The sequence below is a fragment of the Streptomyces sp. NPDC051909 genome (genome assembly GCF_040681095.1).
Taxonomy (GTDB): Bacteria; Actinomycetota; Actinomycetes; order Streptomycetales; family Streptomycetaceae; genus Streptomyces.
Map to the genome: position 1 here is coordinate 187,555 of NZ_JBFAYA010000009.1, position 14,315 is coordinate 201,869.

The 14,315-nt window shown below is 73.7% G+C and carries 13 protein-coding genes; 10 read left to right on the plus strand and 3 right to left on the minus strand.

The genetic code is table 11. The annotated features are described in order from the left end of the window. Positions 1-33: 33 nt before the first annotated feature. The gene (locus tag AB0M18_RS17060) at positions 34-1,449 is read right to left on the minus strand and encodes a family 2B encapsulin nanocompartment shell protein (RefSeq protein WP_365758590.1); all 1,416 of its coding nucleotides are present in this window, start codon (positions 1,447-1,449) and stop codon (positions 34-36) included. Between the two features lie 563 nt (positions 1,450-2,012). Here AB0M18_RS17060 and AB0M18_RS17065 point away from each other — a divergent pair. Beyond that, positions 2,013-4,985 (plus strand): ABC transporter substrate-binding protein, encoded by a 2,973-nt coding sequence (locus AB0M18_RS17065; RefSeq protein ID WP_365758592.1) that lies wholly within the window; start codon positions 2,013-2,015, stop codon positions 4,983-4,985. A 135-nt stretch (positions 4,986-5,120) separates the two neighbouring features. On the opposite strand, the gene AB0M18_RS17070 is transcribed toward AB0M18_RS17065, so the two are convergent. Then, positions 5,121-5,786, minus strand: coding sequence for a vitamin K epoxide reductase family protein (locus tag AB0M18_RS17070; RefSeq protein WP_365758594.1), 666 nt, complete (start codon positions 5,784-5,786; stop codon positions 5,121-5,123). Positions 5,787-5,977: 191 nt separating this feature from the next. Next, positions 5,978-6,481 carry a hypothetical protein gene (locus tag AB0M18_RS17075; RefSeq protein ID WP_365758596.1) on the minus strand — a complete coding sequence of 168 codons (504 nt, stop codon included), beginning with the start codon at positions 6,479-6,481 and terminating at the stop codon, positions 5,978-5,980. Between the two features lie 158 nt (positions 6,482-6,639). On the opposite strand from AB0M18_RS17075, the gene AB0M18_RS17080 reads away from it, so the two are divergent. The 9 genes from AB0M18_RS17080 (at position 6,640) to AB0M18_RS17120 (ending at position 14,310) form a co-directional block, all read left to right on the plus strand. Further along, positions 6,640-7,098, plus strand: a complete 459-nt coding sequence (locus tag AB0M18_RS17080; protein WP_365758598.1) for a pyridoxamine 5'-phosphate oxidase family protein — start codon at positions 6,640-6,642, stop codon at positions 7,096-7,098. Between the two features lie 159 nt (positions 7,099-7,257). Beyond that, on the plus strand, positions 7,258-7,599 hold the full coding sequence (locus AB0M18_RS17085) for a metalloregulator ArsR/SmtB family transcription factor (RefSeq protein ID WP_365758600.1): 342 nt from the start codon (positions 7,258-7,260) through the stop codon (positions 7,597-7,599). Beyond that, complete coding sequence (locus tag AB0M18_RS17090) at positions 7,596-9,347, plus strand: SulP family inorganic anion transporter (protein WP_365758602.1); 1,752 nt, start codon at positions 7,596-7,598, stop codon at positions 9,345-9,347. Before AB0M18_RS17085 ends, AB0M18_RS17090 begins: the two co-directional genes overlap by 4 nt. Then, the gene (locus tag AB0M18_RS17095) at positions 9,344-9,757 is read left to right on the plus strand and encodes a pyridoxamine 5'-phosphate oxidase family protein (RefSeq protein WP_365758604.1); all 414 of its coding nucleotides are present in this window, start codon (positions 9,344-9,346) and stop codon (positions 9,755-9,757) included. Before AB0M18_RS17090 ends, AB0M18_RS17095 begins: the two co-directional genes overlap by 4 nt. Next, positions 9,754-10,197, plus strand: coding sequence for an ATP-binding protein (locus AB0M18_RS17100; protein WP_365758606.1), 444 nt, complete (start codon positions 9,754-9,756; stop codon positions 10,195-10,197). Before AB0M18_RS17095 ends, AB0M18_RS17100 begins: the two co-directional genes overlap by 4 nt. Continuing rightward, entirely contained in the window at positions 10,194-10,610 is a 417-nt protein-coding gene (locus AB0M18_RS17105) for an STAS domain-containing protein (protein ID WP_365758609.1), read from the plus strand. Before AB0M18_RS17100 ends, AB0M18_RS17105 begins: the two co-directional genes overlap by 4 nt. Positions 10,611-10,859: 249 nt before the next feature. Beyond that, positions 10,860-11,342: an oxidoreductase gene (locus AB0M18_RS17110; protein WP_265863063.1), complete on the plus strand. Its 483-nt coding sequence runs from the start codon at positions 10,860-10,862 to the stop codon at positions 11,340-11,342. Then, positions 11,339-13,360, plus strand: coding sequence for a proton-conducting transporter membrane subunit (locus AB0M18_RS17115; RefSeq protein WP_365758611.1), 2,022 nt, complete (start codon positions 11,339-11,341; stop codon positions 13,358-13,360). Before AB0M18_RS17110 ends, AB0M18_RS17115 begins: the two co-directional genes overlap by 4 nt. Further along, on the plus strand, positions 13,357-14,310 hold the full coding sequence (locus AB0M18_RS17120; RefSeq protein ID WP_365758613.1) for an NADH-quinone oxidoreductase subunit H: 954 nt from the start codon (positions 13,357-13,359) through the stop codon (positions 14,308-14,310). Before AB0M18_RS17115 ends, AB0M18_RS17120 begins: the two co-directional genes overlap by 4 nt. The last annotated feature ends 5 nt before the right edge of the window (positions 14,311-14,315 follow it).

Below are 14,315 nucleotides of genomic sequence, written 5' to 3' on the forward strand. Positions count from 1 at the left end.
CCGGGCGCGGCCCTCGGACGAGCGGGTATCCGCTTAGTCGCGCCTGCGGGCGATCTGTACGTTCTCCAGCACGCCGAGCGCGTCGGGCACGAGGATCGCGGCGGAGTAGTAGGTGGTGACCAGGTACGAGATGATCGCCTGCTCGTTGATGCCCATGAAGCGCACCGACAGGCCGGGCTCGTACTCCTCCGGCAGACCGGTCTGGCGCAGGCCGATGACGCCCTGGTTGTCCTCGCCGGTACGCATGGCGATGATCGAGCTGGTCTGCTCGTTGCTGATCGGGATCTTGTTGCAGGGCAGGATCGGGACCCCGCGCCAGGCCGGGACGGACTGGCCGCCGACGTCCACGTGGTCCGGGTAGAGCCCGCGGGAGTTGAACTCGCGCCCGATCGCCGCGATGGTCTTCGGGTGGGCGAAGAGGAACTTGGTGCCGCGGCGGCGACAGAGCAGTTCGTCGAGGTCGTCCGGGGTGGGCGGGCCCGAGTGGGTCTGGATCCGCTGCTTGAAGTCGGCGTTGTGGAGCAGACCGAACTCGCGGTTGTTGATCAGCTCGTGCTCCTGGCGCTCGCGGAGCGCCTCGATCGTGAGCCGGAGCTGTTCCTCGGTCTGGTTCATCGGGCCGTTGTAGAGGTCGGCGACCCTGGTGTGGACCTTGAGGACCGTCTGGGCGACGGAGAGCTCGTACTCGCGCGGCTTGAGCTCGTAGTCCACGAAGGCGCCGGGGAGTTCGGCCTCGCCGACGTGGCCGGCGGACATGGCGATCTCGGCCTCGCCGTGCTTGTTCTGCCGCTGCTCGGGCAGCGCGCTGAACTCGCGGATGTGCTGCGCGAGCGCGGGCGCCTGGGCCTGCACGGCCGCGAAGTCGGCGCGGGAGAGGGTGAGCAGGGTGCCGGGGGTCTCGGCGGTGGCGGTGTAGTCCCACGTGGCGTCGGCGTCCAGGAGGGCGTTCTCGCCGAACCGGTCGCCGTCGGCGAGGACCGCGACGGCGACCTCGTCGCCGTACTTGCCGACCGAGGTCTGGCTGATCCGGCCGTGCGCGATGAGGTGGATGTGCTCGGCGGCGGCGCCGCGCTCGACGAGGACCTCGCCGACGCGGAAGTCGCGCTGGACGCAGCGGTCGGCGAGCGCCCGCAGCACGTCCTCGTCCTCGAAGCCGTGCAGCAGGGCGAGTTCGCCGAGCTCCCGGGGGATGACCCGGACGGAGGCGCCGTCCTGCACGAACTCGATGACGCCGTCGCCGACGGTGTAGCTCAGCCGGCGGTTCACCCGGTAGGCGCCGCCCTTCGTCTCCACCCAGGGGAGCATGCGCAGCAGCCACCGGGAGGTGATCTCCTGCATCTGCGGGGCGGACTTGGTCGTGGTGGCGAGGTTCCGGGCTGCCGCGGTGCTGAGGCTGGACTGCGGCCGCGAGGGCTCAAGCTCCAGCTCCGGGCCGGTCTCAACGGTCATGGGACGAGCGCTCCTTGAAAAGAGGAAAAACCGATACAAACTCTGGGATTCCGTCCAGATCCGGGGGAACAGTAACCGTCGGGCGAGGGGGCCTGCCCAGCCGTACCGGGGGCGTTACCTCGAAGCAGTGATCTTGCTTCCGGCGGGGTTTATCCGGGCAATGGCGACTTTCGAGCCAATCGGGGAGGGTGCACCGGGGCGCGTGCCGGGCGTCGCACGCCCCCTGCGCAACTCACTTGCCATCCTTCGCACTTGAAATGCAGTCAGGTCACGGGCCGTCGCCTGTCGCGGCGGGGGCGCGCACGCGCCTCCGCCGAACGAGCGGCCCGCCGCGGCCGGGCCACCCCGTTTCGGCCATGCCCCGGCGGCCGACCGCACACGCAACCGGCGGGAGCGCGCGGAGAGGGCCGGACGCCCGCCGAACGGGGGCTGCCGCCTCGGCGACGCCCGGCGGCCTCCGGGGGCGCGGGGGTCTGATGTAATCGTCACCGGACGGCCCCCGACGGTGGGGCCACCGACCGGGGGGAACGTTGGAGGCGCTGGGCGCGGCAGATCCGCGGCAGGTGGGGCGGTACCGGATCCTGGCGCGGCTCGGCGCGGGCGGCATGGGCCGTGTGTACCTAGGCCGTTCGACCAGCGGCCGGATGGTCGCGGTGAAGGTGGTGCGCGCCGAGCTCGCCGAGGACCCCGACTTCCTTCGCCGCTTCGCCCGGGAGGTCGAGGCGGCCCGGCGGGTGACCGGCTTCTTCACCGCGGCCGTCGTCGACGCCGACCCCGAGGGCTCCCCCGCCTGGCTCGCCACCGCCTATGTGCCGGGCCTGCCGCTCGACGCGGCGGTCCAGACCCACGGCGCCTGGCCCCGGCGCTCGCTGCACCACCTGGGCGCCGGGCTCGTCGAGGCTCTGGAGGCCATCCACGGCACGGGTCTGATCCATCGCGACCTCAAGCCCTCGAACGTGCTGCTCGCCACCGACGGCCCCCGCGTCATCGACTTCGGCATCTCGCTGGCCACCGAGTCCAGCGTCCTCACCCAGACCGGGATGGTCATCGGCACCCCCGGCTTCATGTCGCCGGAGCAGGTGACCGGTCATCAGATCGGCCCGGCGAGCGATGTGTTCTCGCTCGGCGCGGTCCTCGCCTTCGCCGGGACGGGAACGGCGCCCTTCGGTGTCGGCCCCGCGCATTCGGTCAACTTCCGTGCCGTGTACGAGGCTCCGGACCTCCGGGGCCTGCCCGACGGCACGGACTTCGTGGCCCGCTGCCTGGAGAAGGACCCGGCGCGCCGGCCCACCGTGCCCGAACTCCTCTCGGAGTTCGCCCGGTTGCTCGGCGAGACCGGCACGCACACCTATGGTGGCGGGCTGCCGCGGGAGACCGACTGGCTGCCGGAGGCGGTGGCCGTGGCGCTCACCCGCCCGGAGGCGCCGGCCGAGCCGGCGGGAGCCGCCGCGAAGTCGGCGCCTCCGCCCGCGACGCCCGACCCCCGGAACGCCCTGGCCAAGCGACCCGCACCGGCGCCCGCGCCTGAGCCCACGCCCGCACCCGCACCCGCACCCGCACCCGCGCAGCCCGTACCGGCGACGCCCCGGCCGGAGACACCCGCCCCGGAGGCTCCCGCGCCGCCCATGCCTCGGACCGTGCCGCCGATGCCCTCGCAGGCCCCGGGCCCGGTGTCCACCTGGCCCGGGCCGCCCGGCCCGCCGGCCCCCACCGCGCCGGGCCGGCCCGCGCGCGACCGGCGGCGGATCGTGGCGATCGCCGTCGCGGCGGCCCTGGTCACCGGTGCCGGTGTCACGACCGCCGTCCTGGTGAACCAGGGCAAGAAGAAGGACGGCGACTCCGCCTCCAAGGACTCCGGTTCGAAGAACACCGCCGCTCCCGGCGCCACCGGCTTCGACGCGGCCGTCACGAACGTCGTCAACGCGTCCACCGCCAAGGGCGGCACGCTCCGGCTGCGCACCGCCGACGACGCCGACTCCTGGGACCCGGGCCGCTCGTACTTCGGCTGGGTCTGGAACGTCCAGCGCCTCTACGCCCGGACGCTGCTCACGTACGACGCCAAGCCCGGCCGGGCCGGCACCTCGCTCGTACCGGATCTGGCCGAGGCGCAGCCGGAGGTGTCGCCGGACGGGAGGACGTACACCGTGCGTCTGCGGTCCGGCCTCACCTTCGAGGACGGCACGCCGATCGCGAGCAAGGACGTGAAGTACGCGATCGAGCGGGTCTTCGACCAGTCGGTCGTCAGCGGCGGCCCCACCTACTTCGTCGAGGCGCTCGACCCGCAGGGGAAGTACCCCGGTCCGGCGAAGGACACGACGCCCGGGAAGAACGGCCTGTCGGCGATCGGGACGCCCGACGACCGCACGCTGGTGTTCCGCCTGGCCGAGCCGGACTCGAGGTTCCCGCATCTGCTGGCCATGGGCGCCACCTCGCCGGTGCCCCGGGACCGCGACACGGGCGAGCGCTACGGGCAGAAGCCGGTGGCCTCGGGACCGTACAAGTTCGGCTCGTACACCCCCGGCACATCGCTGGTCCTGGTGCGGAACACGAACTGGAAGCAGTCCACCGACCCGCTGCGCCGGGCGTTGCCGGACCGGATCGAGCTGACCGTCACGACGGATCCCGAGGCGCTGACCACGCAGCTCCTCGACGGCTCGGCCGATCTGGACGCCATGCAGGGCGGCCTGTCGCCGGCCGCCCGGACGCGGGTGCTCGGCGACCCGAAGCTGAAGGCCGCGGCGGACGCGCCGGCCACCGGCTATGTGCCGATGGTGGCGCTGGTGTCGAAGACGGCGCCGTTCGACAACGAGCACTGCCGCAAGGCGGTCTTCTACGCGACCGACGCCAAGGCGCTGCGGACCGCGCGCGGCGGACCGACGGCGGGCGCCCCGCTCGGCAGCCTGCTGCCCCCGACGATCCCCGGCTCCGACGCCTACGACCCCTACGGCCTGGCGGCCGGCACGCCCCAGCCCGAGAAGGCCCGCGAGGAACTGCGCGCCTGCGGCCGCTCGCAGGGCTTCACCGCCAAGCTCGCGGTGCGCGACAACCAGACCCAGAACCTCACCACCGCCGAGGCGCTGAAGAGCAGCCTCAAGCAGGTCGGCATCACGATCGAGATCGAGAAGCTGGACCTCTCGACCTTCTACTCCAGCGTGGGTTCCCCGAGCACGGTCAAGAACAAGGGCTACGGCCTGATCATGGCCGGCTGGGGCGCGGACCACCCCCAGGGCGCCGGCTTCCTCCAGCCCCTGGCCGACGGCCGGTTCATCACCGACTCGGGCAACACCGACTACGCCCAGGTGAACGACCCCGCGATCAACACCCTCTTCGACCAGGCCGCCGCCGAGACCGACCCCGCGAAGGCCGCCGCGCTCTACCGCGACATCAACCACAAGATCACGGACGACGCCTACTACCTGCCGATCGTCGCCCACAAGACGCTGAACTACCGCAACCCGCGCCTGACCAACGTCTACGTCAACCAGGCCTATGGAATGGTCGACGTCCAGGCGCTGGGGGTGGGCGGAGGCGCGTAGCGAGGGACTTCGGTCGGCGGCCACGGCACACGCGGCGACGGGCCTGACGGACGACACGACGATCCTGGCGGTCCGCCGCGCCGCCTGACCCCGGTACGGCTCAGGACTCAGGACTCAGGACTCAGGACTCAGGACTCAGAACAGCGTCCGCCAGTAGTCCCACCAGCGGGTGGCGATCAGCAGCACCACGACCAGGTACCAGGTGACCGGCACCACCCAGTGGAACTCCAGTGCCCCCGCGACGAGTCCGCGCGGGGCGCGGACGATGCCGTGGCGCAGGTTGTGGACGGTGGTGTACCAGAACATCGCGATGGTGGCCGCCCAGGCGAGGGAGCACCACAGGCACAGCGCGCCGATCTCGTACAGCGCCTGGGTCATCAGCCACATGCAGAAGGCCGCGCCGAGCAGGGTGCCCAGATTCAGGCCGAGCCAGAACCAGCGGCGGAAGGCCGCGCCGGCGAGTACGGCGATGCCGATGAAGGCGACGACCGGATAGGTGGCGAGGCCGAGCAGCGGGTTGGGGAAGCCGATGACCGAGGCCTGGTCGCTCGTCATGACGTTCGTGCAGGAGACGACCGGGCTGAGGTTGCAGGACGGGCTGAAGGCCGGGTTCGCGAGGAGTTCGAACTTGTCGATCGTGATGACGAACGAGGCGAGCGTGCCCAGGGCGCCGGTCACGATCAGCAGCCAGGCGAAGGCCCGCGAGGCGCCCACGGTGCGCGCCGCCTCGGCGGCCGGCCGCGCGCCTCCCTCCCGTCCGCGGGACGGGCGGTGCCTGGCGGTGGTGCGGGATTCGGCCATCGGGTTCATCGGACTGCGTACCGCCTCACTGGCGTCGGGAAGGGGCCACGTACGCGCCGCAGTGAAGCCGACCCGCCCGTCCCGGCCCAAGGGCCGAACGGCCCGCCGACAGGTGTTCGACGCCCCTGCCGTGCCGGGACCTCCGCTCCGTCCACGCCGTTGCCGGTCCGAACCGCTGCCCGTCCACGCCGCTATCGCGTCGGGGCCGGGGACTCGCGACGCGCGAGGTCCGGCCAGACGACGTCCACGGGGATGCCACGGGAGAGCGCGTAGGCGACGAGGTGGGCCGTGGCGTCCCGGCCGTTGGACGGCGAGCCGTCCCACACCGCGAGCAGGTGCCGGCAGCCCTTGACCAGGTGTTCGTCGGCGCACACGCGGGCGTCGCGGTCGGCGGGGTCGTACGCGAGCAGCCGTACCTCGTCCGCGAGCGCGAGCAGGTCTCCGGCGGGCAGGCGGTCGGCCGGCGGCAGCGCCTCCGGCGCCGGGCCCGCCCCGGATACGGAGGCGGGGAAGGTGACGACAAGACGGCGGCCGGCGGCCTTCGCCGCGCGGGCGAAGAGGGCGGGGACGCCCCGGCCGGCCCGTACCAGGCCGGCCTCCCCGGAGGGCAGCCGGCTCAGCCGTGCGCGCAGCTCCGCCTCCACCGCGGCCCTCGCCTCACTGCTCAGATCGATGTGTCCCACCGCGACGATCACCGACTGCTCACCCCTCGCGTCTCCTGCGTGACATCCTCGTCCCCCGCAGTGAAGCGAGCCGCCGCGAGCGGCGGCAAGGGGCCGAACGGCCCTTCCGTCCCGCCCCGCCCGGTCGTCTACTGGCATCAGTCACCCTCACAGCCCCCAGGACACTGCCCATGAACGACGCTCCGACCCGCTCACCCGCCCCGACCGTGACCGGTCGGCGCCGTACGGTCGAGCTCGACCCCGACGAGGCGCTGCGCCTGCTGGCCGGCGTGCCCCTGGGCCGGATCGTGTTCACGCGGCAGGCCCTCCCGGCGATCCGCCCGGTCAACCACATCGTCGACGACGGGCAGATCGTCATCCGCACCCACGAGAGCGGTGCGCTCGTCCTGAGCACGCGGGAGTCCGACGGGCGCGGGGTCGTCGTCGCCTACGAGGCGGACGACATCGACACGAGCTCGCGCCTCGGCTGGAGCGCCGTCGTGACCGGGTACTGCCATCTGGTGACCGACCCCGAAGACCTCGCCCGCTACGAGCGTCTCCTCACGCCCTGGTCGGACCAGACCATGGACCAGGTGGTCCGGATCCGGCCCGACCTGGTCACCGGCATCCGTCTGGTCGAGGCCGGCTGATCCCCCCTCCCTCCGCTTCGCCCTCCTCGCCTCTTCCAATGCATGAATTGCATAATTAGGCAATTCGATACATGATGGTTTCGCTGTGCCCGCAGGTAGCCGCGGGCACAGCACCGACCGAAGACCCCGCCCAGCGGGGCGTGAGGAGAGGCGAGACCCGTGCCGGTTCCGCTGTATCAGGCCAAGGCCGAGTTCTTCCGGATGCTGGGTCACCCGGTCCGCATCCGCGTCCTCGAACTGCTGCAGAACGGACCCATGGCGGTACGCGAGCTGCTCGCCGAGATCGAGGTCGAGCCCCCGGCGCTGTCCCAGCAGCTCGCGGTCCTGCGCCGGTCCGGGATCGTGACCTCCACCCGCGAGGGCTCCACGGTGGTCTACACGCTCGCCGGCGGGGACGTCGCCGACCTCATGCAGGCCGCCCGGCGGATCCTCACCGAGATGCTGGCGGGGCAGAACGAGCTCCTGGCCGAGCTGCGGGAAGCCGAGGTCGCCGCGCGATGAGCACCGCCCTCGCCCCGGCCCTGCGCCGGATCCGTTCGCTTCTGCCTGCCCGCGCCGACTACGCCGCCATGCGCCGCGACCCCCGTCGCGACCTGCTCGCCGGCCTCACCGTCGCCATCGTGGCCCTGCCGCTCGCGCTCGGCTTCGGCGTCTCCTCCGGCCTCGGCGCCGAGGCCGGTCTGGCCACCGCCGTCGTCGCCGGAGCGCTCGCCGCGCTGTTCGGCGGATCGAACCTCCAGGTGTCCGGCCCGACCGGCGCCATGACCGTGGTCCTCGTGCCGATCGTGGCGGAGTACGGCCCCGGCGGCGTGCTGACCGTCGGGCTGATGGCCGGTGTGCTGCTGATCGCCCTGGCCGTGGCCCGGGCCGGCCGGTACATGCGCTACATCCCGGCCCCCGTCGTCGAGGGCTTCACGCTGGGCATCGCCCTGGTCATCGGCCTCCAGCAGATCCCGAACGCGCTCGGCGTCCCCAAGCCCGAGGGCGACCGCGTCCTGGTGGTGACCTGGCACGCGATCCAGGAGTTCCTGAAGGCCCCGAACTGGACCGCCGTCGGTCTCGCGGCCGGCGTCGCCCTGATCATGCTGCTCGGTGCCCGCTGGCGGCCCACCATTCCCTTCTCGATCGTGGCGGTCGTCGCCGCGACCGTGGCGGCCCAGGTCTTCCACCTCGACGCCGCCGCGCCCATCGGCGACCTGCCCGCCGGGCTGCCCGCGCCCTCGCTCGCCTTCCTCGACGTCTCGGCGCTCGGCTCGCTGCTCGCGCCCGCCGTCGCGGTCGCCGCGCTCGCCGCCCTGGAGTCGCTGCTCTCCGCGACCGTCGCCGACGGCATGACGGTGGGCCAGAAGCACGACCCGGACCGGGAGCTGTTCGGGCAGGGCCTGGCGAACCTGGCCGCCCCGCTGTTCGGCGGCGTCCCCGCCACGGCCGCCATCGCCCGTACCGCCGTCAACGTGCGCACCGGAGCCTCGTCGCGGCTCGCGGCCCTCTTCCACGCCGCCGTGCTCGCGGTGATCGTCTTCGCCGCCGCCCCGCTGGTCTCGCGGATCCCGCTGGCCGCGCTGGCCGGTGTCCTGATCGCCACCGCGATCCGCATGATCGAGGTCGGCTCGCTGCGCGCGATGGCCAAGGCCACCCGCTCCGACGCCGTCGTGCTCGTCCTGACGGCCGTCGCCACGCTCGCGCTCGACCTCGTGTACGCGGTGATCATCGGCTTCCTGGTGGCCGGCGCCCTCGCGCTGCGCGCCGTGGCCCGGCAGGCCCGTCTCGCCGAGGTCGACTTCAAGGCCGACATGCCCGGCGAGCACAGCGCGGAGGAGCACGCCCTGCTCGCCGAGCACATCGTCGCCTACCGGATCGACGGCCCGCTGTTCTTCGCCGCCGCCCACCGCTTCCTGCTGGAACTCGCCGAGGTCGCCGACGTCCGCGTGGTCATTCTGCGGATGTCCCGGGTGACCACGATCGACGCCACCGGCGCGCTCGTCCTCAAGGACGCCGTGGAGAAGCTCAACCGCCGCGGCATCGTGGTCATGACCTCGGGGATACGGCCGGGGCAGCGCAAGGCCCTCGACTCGGTCGGCGCGCTCGACCTGCTGCGCCTCGACGGCCGGGAGTACGCCACGACCCCCGAGGCCATCGCGGGCGCCCGCGCCCACCTCCACGGCGCCGGGATCCTGCCGGTGGTCCCCGGGCAGCCGGGGCACCCCGGACACGGGTCGGGGCGGGTCCCCGAGGAGGCGGCCCGATGAGCGTGCCCACCACACGCCGGGTCGTCGAGACCTCCGGGGCCGAGGCCCTCTGGCTCCTTGAGGGCGCCGCCCACGGGCGCCTGGTCTTCAGCCAGCGCGACCAGGCGCTCGTACGGCCCGCCGTGCACGTCCTCGAATACGGCAGGCTGATCGTCCGCGCCCCGGTGCAGGCGGATCTGCTGCAGGCCCGCCCTTCGCTGACGTACCAGGTCGACGAGATCCGGATGCCGGCCGGCAGCGGCTGGAGCGTCACCGTCACCGGGCCCGCCGAACCGGTCGCCGAGGCGGTCGAGGCCGCGCACTACCGGCGTACCCTGCCCGGCTGGGCGTACGGACCGCACGACACCCTGCTGCGGATCACCCCGCAGACCGTGACGGGATACCGCCTGGGCACGGTGGAGACTCGATGAGCTCCGCGACGGCAGCGCTGCCCCACCGTCATGTGCTGACGGTGCCGACGCTGCCCGCGGCGGTCCGGATGGTGCGCGAGACGGCCGAGACGACCTTCGCCGAGTGGGGCATCCCCGGCCGTCACCCCGCCGTCGCACCCGCGCTGCTGATCCTCGGCGAGCTGGTCGCCAACAGCGTCCGGCACGCCGCCGCCGTCTCCCCCAGCCTCACCGTCACCTTCGCCGCGGGCGACGACGCGCTCGCGTTCGCCGTGCACGACCGGCACCCCCACCACCCCGGGGTCCTCGCCGCGGCCACTGCCGGCGGCGGCGGGCTCGCCATGATCGCCGAGGTGATGACGGCCTCCGGCGGCACCTGTGTGGTCCGCCGGGACGCCGACGGCGGCGGCAAGAGCGTCTGGATCACCCTCCCCCTGCAACCCACGAAGGCAACACCATGACCATCGAATGGCGCTACACCACCCGCCCCGGCCTGAGCGTGCTCTCGCTCGCCGGCTACCTCGGGGCCGACGCGGTCAGCCGGTTCGGCGGCGCGGTGGGCTGGGTCGTGGCCCGTGGCGACGGCCCGGTGATCCTCGATCTCACCGGCCTTCGCGGCTGGTCCGCGGGCGGACAGCTGGCGGTCGCCGACGCCGCCCGCCGGCTCCGGGCCGGCGGCCGGCCCCTCGAACTGGCCGCGATCCCCGCCGACGGCTCCCTCGTCCCGAGCGGCGACGGCCCGGAGATGACCGTCCACGCCGACCTGGCCACCGCCCTCGCCGCCCACCAGGGCGAGAGCGGCGAGCTGCGCGAGTGGTGCAGCGACGAATGGCCCGGCTCCCGCACCACCCCGCAGCCCCGAACGAGGGGATGACGTGCCGTCGCCATCGCCCTGACGGCACCGCCGAGACCGGCGGCCGCCCTCGCCGCACATGGACAGCATCCGCGTGCGGGGGCGGTCGCCTCCCTCGGTTCGGGGCGCGGTCTGGTCACCGCGGGAACGCTCGTACAAAATCTCAACAAAGCACGCAAAGCGCAAGGAAAGTTCCGTAACTCCGGCTACGGAGAACTCCGTTAGCCGACGCGGAGGAGTGTCCTCACCACCCTTTCGGGAGGGGCGTTCATGGGCTTGTTGCGCAAGATCCGTACGACCGGGCGGGTCGCCGAACCGGCGCCACCCGCGCCCGCCGACGGCCCCCTCCCCCAGGCCCGGCGGCTGGGGGGCTCGGCGCAGGTCCGCTGTGTCGACGCCGGTTCGTGCAACGGCTGCGAGATCGAGATCGCCGCCGCGTTCAACCCGGTCCACGACGCCGAGCGGTACGGGGCCCGCCTGGTGGCCTCGCCCCGGCACGCGGACGTGGCCCTGGTGACGGGGCCGGTCACCCGGAACATGGCCGAGCCCCTGCGGCGCACGGTCCAGGCGATGCCCGAGCCGCCGATCGTCGTCGCGGTCGGCGACTGCGCCATCGACTGCGGGGAGTTCGCCGGGGGTTACGGGATCGAGGGCGCGGTCTCGGACGTCGTGGCCGTCGATCTGGCGGTGCCGGGCTGTCCGCCGGAACCCGAGGCGATCGTGGCGGCGCTGCGCCGGGTGACCGGCCGGTGATCGCGGCGGGCCTGGGCGTCGCAGGGGCGCTGGCCGCCGCGGGCGCCGTGGCGGGGTCCGCGCTGCCGGGCCGGGCGCGCCTGGTGGTCTCGGGCGGGTGCACGGCCGGGGTCGGCGCGGCGGGCTGCGTCGCCGGGGTGGCGGCGCTCGGCGGGGAGGAGTGGACGGGCCGGCTGCCGGGGCTGCTGCCGCTCGCGGGGACGGTCTGGCAGGTGGACGCGCTGGCCGGTCTCTTCATGGCGGTCGCGGGCGCGGTGGTGGCGGCGGTCGCGGTGTACGGCATCGGTTACGCGTCCGGGCACGGCACGCTCGGGCTCGCGTCCCGCACGGCGCAGGCGGTGCTGCCGCTGTTCGCGCTCACGCTGGTCCTGGTGCCGGTCGCCGCCTCGGTGTCCACGTTCCTTCTGGTGTGGGAGCTGATGGCGCTCTCCTCGCTGCTGCTCGTCCTGGTGGAGCACCGGGCGCGGGCCGAGGTGCGCCGGGCGGGTCTCTGGTACGCGGTGATGACCCACCTGGGTCTGGTGCTGCTGCTCGCGGGTTTCGCGCTGTTCGCCGCGCGGGCCGGCGGGGAGGGTTTCGACGCGCTGCGCGCCGGGTCCGGGGAGTTGTCGCCGGCCGTGCGGGGGACGGTGTTCGTGCTGACGGCGGCGGCGTTCGCGTCGAAGGCGGGCGCGGTGCCGCTGCACGCCTGGCTGCCCCGGGCGCATCCGGAGGCGCCGGGGCCGGTGTCGGCGCTGATGAGCGCGGCCATGGTCAACCTGGGGGCGTACGGGATCGTGCGCACCGGGTTCGACCTGCTCGGCGGCGGTCCGGCGTGGTGGTGGCTGGGACTGCTGGGGGTCGGCGGGATCTCGGCGGTGTACGGGATCCTGCAGGCGGCGATCTCCTCGGACGTGAAGCGGCTGCTCGCGTACTCGACTGCGGAGAACCTGGGTCTGGTCCTGGTGGCGACGGGTGCGGCGGGTCTGTTCGCCGCGTCGGGCGACGGGGGTCTGGCGGCGCTCGCGCTCTCCGCCGGCCTGCTGCACGTGGTCAACCACGCCGCTTTCAAGGCCCTGTTGTTCGGGGCCGCGGGTGCGGTGGTGCGGGCCACGGGGGTGCGGGACCTGGACCGGCTCGGCGGGCTGCGGCCCCGGATGCCGGTGACGGCCGGGCTGTTCGCGGTGGGCGCGCTCGGTGCGGTGGCGCTGCCGCCGGGGAACGGGTTCGTCAGCGAGTGGCTGCTGCTGCAGTCACTGATCCACGGTCTGGAGATGCCGGGGGTCGCGGTGGCGATCGCGCTGCCGCTGTCGGTGGCGCTCGTCGCGCTGTCTGCGGGGGTGGCCGCGGCCGTGTTCGTGAAGGCCCTCGGGGTCGGCTTCTTCGCCAGACCGCGCGGCCGGGAGGCCGAACGGGCCCGGGAGGCCCCGCCGTTGATGCTCGCCGGCATGGGCCTGCTCGCCGCGGGGTGCGCGGGGCTCGCCCTGGTGCCGGGGCTGCTCGGACCGGGGCTCGACCGGGCGGTCGCCGCCGCGGGTCTGCCGGGCACCGGCTCGGTGGCGGGCGGGGCCCTGACCGTACGGCTGCACGACATCGCGGCCTCGCTGTCGCCGCTGTGGGTGGCCCTCGCGCTCGCCCTGGCGGTCCTGCTCGCCACCGCTCTGCCCAGGGCGCTCGGCGGGCGGCGGCGCAGGGCCCGGCTGTGGGACTGCGGCGGCGGGGCCCCGACCCCGCGCATGGCGTACACGGCTACCTCGTTCGCGGAGCCGCTCCAGCGGGTCTTCGACGACGTGCTGGCTCCCGAGCAGGACGTCGACGTCACGCATGTGCGCGAGTCGGCCTATCTGGTGGAGCGGGTACGGTTCCGGGGCCGGGTCCCGGACCGTGTGGAGCACCGGCTCTACCGACCGGTGCTCGACGGGCTCGCCCGCACCGGGCGGGCCGCGCGGCGGCTCGCGGGCGGCAGTGTGCACGTCTATCTGGGGTACGGATTCGTCGGGCTCCTCTCCCTCTTCGTGGTGCTGGTGGTGGGCTGGTGAGCGCGCTGGGGTACGCGGCGGTCGCCGTGCAGACGGGTGCCGTGGTCGCCGGGGCGCCGCTGCTCACGGGGCTGATGCGGCAGGTGCGGGCCCGTCTGGAGGGGCGGGCCGGGGCCGGGGTGCTGCAACCGCTGCGGGACACGCGGAAGCTGCTGCGCCGTGAGCCCATCGCGCCGGCCGGCACGGGTCCGGCGTTCCGGGTGGCGCCCGCGCTCCTCGTGGCGACCACGCTGGTGGTCGCGACGCTGGTGCCGCTGCTGTCGACGGACACTCCGGTCGCGGGGCGGGCGGATCTGATCCTGGTGGTGGCGCTCCTCGCCCTCGGCACGGTGACGCTGGCGCTCGCGGGGCTCGACACGGGCACCGCGTTCGGCGGCATGGGTGCCTCGCGGGAGATGACGATCGCCGCACTGGTCGAACCGACACTGCTCATGGCGGTGTTCGCGCTGTCGATACCGGCCGGGACCACCAATCTGCCTGCGATCGTCGACGGCGCGGTGCGCGAGCCCGACCGGCTCGCGTCACCGGCCGGTCTGCTCGCGGCGGCGGCCCTCGCGGTCGCGGTGCTCGCCGAGACCGGGCGCATCCCGGTCGACAACCCGTCCACGCACCTGGAGTTGACGATGGTGCACGAGGCGATGGTCCTGGAGTACGCGGGCCGGGACCTGGCCCTGGTCGAGCTGGGCGCGCAGATGCGGCTCACGGTGCTGCTCGGTCTCCTCGCCTCGCTGTTCGCCCCGTGGGGCATCGCCACCGACGCCTCGGTCGGCGCGCTGGCGCTCGCGCTGGTGGCGTTCGCGGCCAAGGTGACGCTGCTCGGCGCGGTGCTCGCGGCGGCGGAGGTGTTCTGGGCGAAGGTGCGCCTGTTCCGGGTGCCGGAACTCCTCGCCGGCTCCTTCCTGTTGGCGCTGCTCGCCGTGACCGCCTCCTATTTCCTGAGCGGAGAGTGAGCCGG